The organism is Streptomyces sp. BE303 (assembly GCF_036290945.1).
In the GTDB taxonomy this organism is placed as follows: domain Bacteria; phylum Actinomycetota; class Actinomycetes; order Streptomycetales; family Streptomycetaceae; genus Kitasatospora.
This window is the reverse complement of record NZ_JAQYWZ010000466.1, coordinates 1-2581: the sequence shown is the minus strand read 5'-3', so window position 1 is coordinate 2581 and position 2581 is coordinate 1. Positions and strand designations below refer to the sequence as shown.

General features: G+C 67.5%; 1 protein-coding gene and 1 pseudogene. One reads left to right on the top strand and one right to left on the bottom strand.

Translation table 11 applies throughout. From position 1 onward, the window contains the following. Positions 1–205 precede the first annotated feature (205 nt). Complete coding sequence (tatA, locus tag PUR56_RS08915) at positions 206–481, bottom strand: Sec-independent protein translocase subunit TatA (RefSeq protein ID WP_329874807.1); 276 nt, start codon at positions 479–481, stop codon at positions 206–208. Positions 482–2401: 1920 nt separating this feature from the next. On the opposite strand from tatA, the pseudogene PUR56_RS08910 reads away from it, so the two are divergent. Further along, positions 2402–2581: pseudogene (locus tag PUR56_RS08910) on the top strand (hypothetical protein); the annotation flags it as partial.

Genomic DNA, 2581 nt, shown 5'->3' with positions numbered 1-2581 from the left:
TCCGATAAGTCGCTCGGATACGCCCGTCTGTCCATGCGCCGCAGAACATCACCCGAACCCCGACTGGCACGCCAGTACGGCCGACGTTCACACGAACGAGCGATCATGAACCGAGAGAAAGCGGACTTAACGTCCACTCAATCGGCGACAGAGCCCGGAAATTGATCCAGAACCTCGATTCACCCGTCGCCGAGATGGTCTGCGATCAGGCCGTTGAGGAGCTGCTGTGGGTTCGTGTGACGTGATTGGGCGTGGCTTGGGAATCCAGCGTCGGGAGGATGGGCGTTACGGCATCCGTGGCGGTGTCGGAGGTAGCGTCGGCCGGATCATCCTCGTGCAAGGCTCTCGTTTCGGCCTTGAGGATGCGCAAAGACTTACCGAGCCCCCGTGCCGCATCTGGAAGCTTCTTCGAACCGAAGAGCAGCAAGATCACGAGGATCACGACTACAAGGTGCCAGGGTTCCAGGCCGTTGCGAAGCATGGCATCGGCTCCTTCACTGTCGACGCGAGCGGGGATCTTGCACCACTGCCGCTGAGGCCGTGATGGGCACACCGCCCGAGGTGGCGGATCACGCGGAGGCACTTCCACGAAGAGGTTATTCGATATACGAACATTTGGCCAGGGTTCGCCGGACGTCTTCCCCGGCGCCCTTCGACCTCGCGATAGACGGTGCGACGGCCCGCAGCCGCAGGCGCCTGTCACTAGAGGCCGGGCACATCCTGGGGTTGCTCTGCCCGGCTTCCCCCGAGGTTGTCACCGAGACCCCAGCGCCTACTGATGGCCCAGCCTCACCACCGGCTCATCGCGCTTGGCATCTTGGGCATCCGCATCTTGAACGCCCGGGCCTGGCGGGTATTCTGCACAGCACAGCTGACGGCCGCAGACGCGTTGAGTGCAGGGGCGCGCAGACCACAAGTTGCGCGTACTCGTGCCACTCGTTGCCGACATTCGGGCAACACGGCCACTCCCTCCCGAGCACTCATGGCGCTACCGAACCGGCCTCCAACAGCAGGCAAGGCGCTCGCCCTCATGGCCCTCCCCGATCCGGGCGGCGTCAGGTCGGCCCCCTTTCGCGCCTTCTCTCCGACCATGTCGGCCTGCCGCCCAGCCCGCACTGCCAGGTCCGTCCCCGGGCCGGGCGCCTCCTCGAAGCCCGTGGAGTCAGTACATGCGCATACCTGACATCTCCCCCGGACTGCGACCGGCCGCGTATCTGTGCAGTCATCCGCGGAACCCGACGGCAGCATCCGGGGGCCGCAAAATGCTCAAGCGCCTCGCCGCTCGGCTCGGCCTTCCGGCTCCGGTGTTCTACCTCGACCGAGCCCACCCGTCCTCCCGGGGCCACCGGGTCCGGCCCCAGTTCGCCGCACTCGTCCGCGCCGTGCTCGACGGCAAGCACCGACTTCTGCTGATTCCGGGGCCCTGGGTCTTCTCCGGCGACGCATGCCGGGTCCGCCTGTCGGTCCGGTTCCTCATGACAGCCGGATGTACCCGGATTCTGATGCTGCCGAGGCACATCACCGCCGTATGGCGGGATCATCCGGCGTCTCGCCGGGAATCCCCGGACAGGCGCCGAGCCACCGAAAGCCCCTTCCATGATCAGCGCCTCGCGAGGCGCGACGGAGCGCTCCCCCTCCGGTGAGCCACCTCGCGGTCGGTCGGTCGTCGTCCCCATCCGCAACAGCGGAAGGGAGCCCGGCCATGAAGCTGCCCGACGATCCGGATCGCGTACAGCACGCCGACCCGCCTTATGCGGGGGCGGATCCGCCAGGTCGCCGACATCACTCGACCCGGCCGAGGTCGTCGTCCCCAGATGATTCCGCGGCGGGAGAGTCCGCATCCAGCAATCGTCTGGCGCCGGACCGGGCCGCATCGCGGCCCGGTGCGACGCCGTGCGCCGTGCCGGCACCCCTGGCATGGGGCGTCGAGCCGGTTTTGCCCATGCCCCTCAAGGGGCCCTACCCCGACCGGCCCAGCCTGTCCCCGGCATCACGACCTTGCCGACGCAGGACCCTTCGGCGGAGCCGGTGGGCCAACGCTCACAACATTCGACGCAATGGCCATCGAACAGTGGGCCTGACATTCCATCAGATGACAGAGGAGTGGCAGGCGCCCCTGTCCACGCCTTGCGGCCGACCGCAACCGGTCGGAGCGCCGACGCGAGGGGACGGCGAGAGGCCGGTTCGGCCGACGAGGATGCGGTCTCGCCAAGAACACGAAACGGCAACACCACTGGTGTTCATTTCGTATATCGAATACGTTAAAGCTGTAGCCCCAAGTGTTACGGCACGGGTTCTGCGCACCGTCCTGAGCCCGGACCGTGACACCGATCCGACCTCCCCCCTGCACCCACCCGGCGCGGCCGAACCCGCCCGCAGCCCCGCACGAGGAGACCCCCTCATGGCACCACTGCGCCGCAGACTCGCCGCCGCCGTCTCACTGGCGTCCGCGTTCGCCCTCGCCGCCTCGGCCTGCGCCTCCGGCGGCGGGTCGTCGGAGTCCGCCGGGCCCACCACCGTCACGTTCTGGTCGATGCCCTACTGGATCGGCCAGGACACCAAGGTCAAGGCCCTGGTGGAC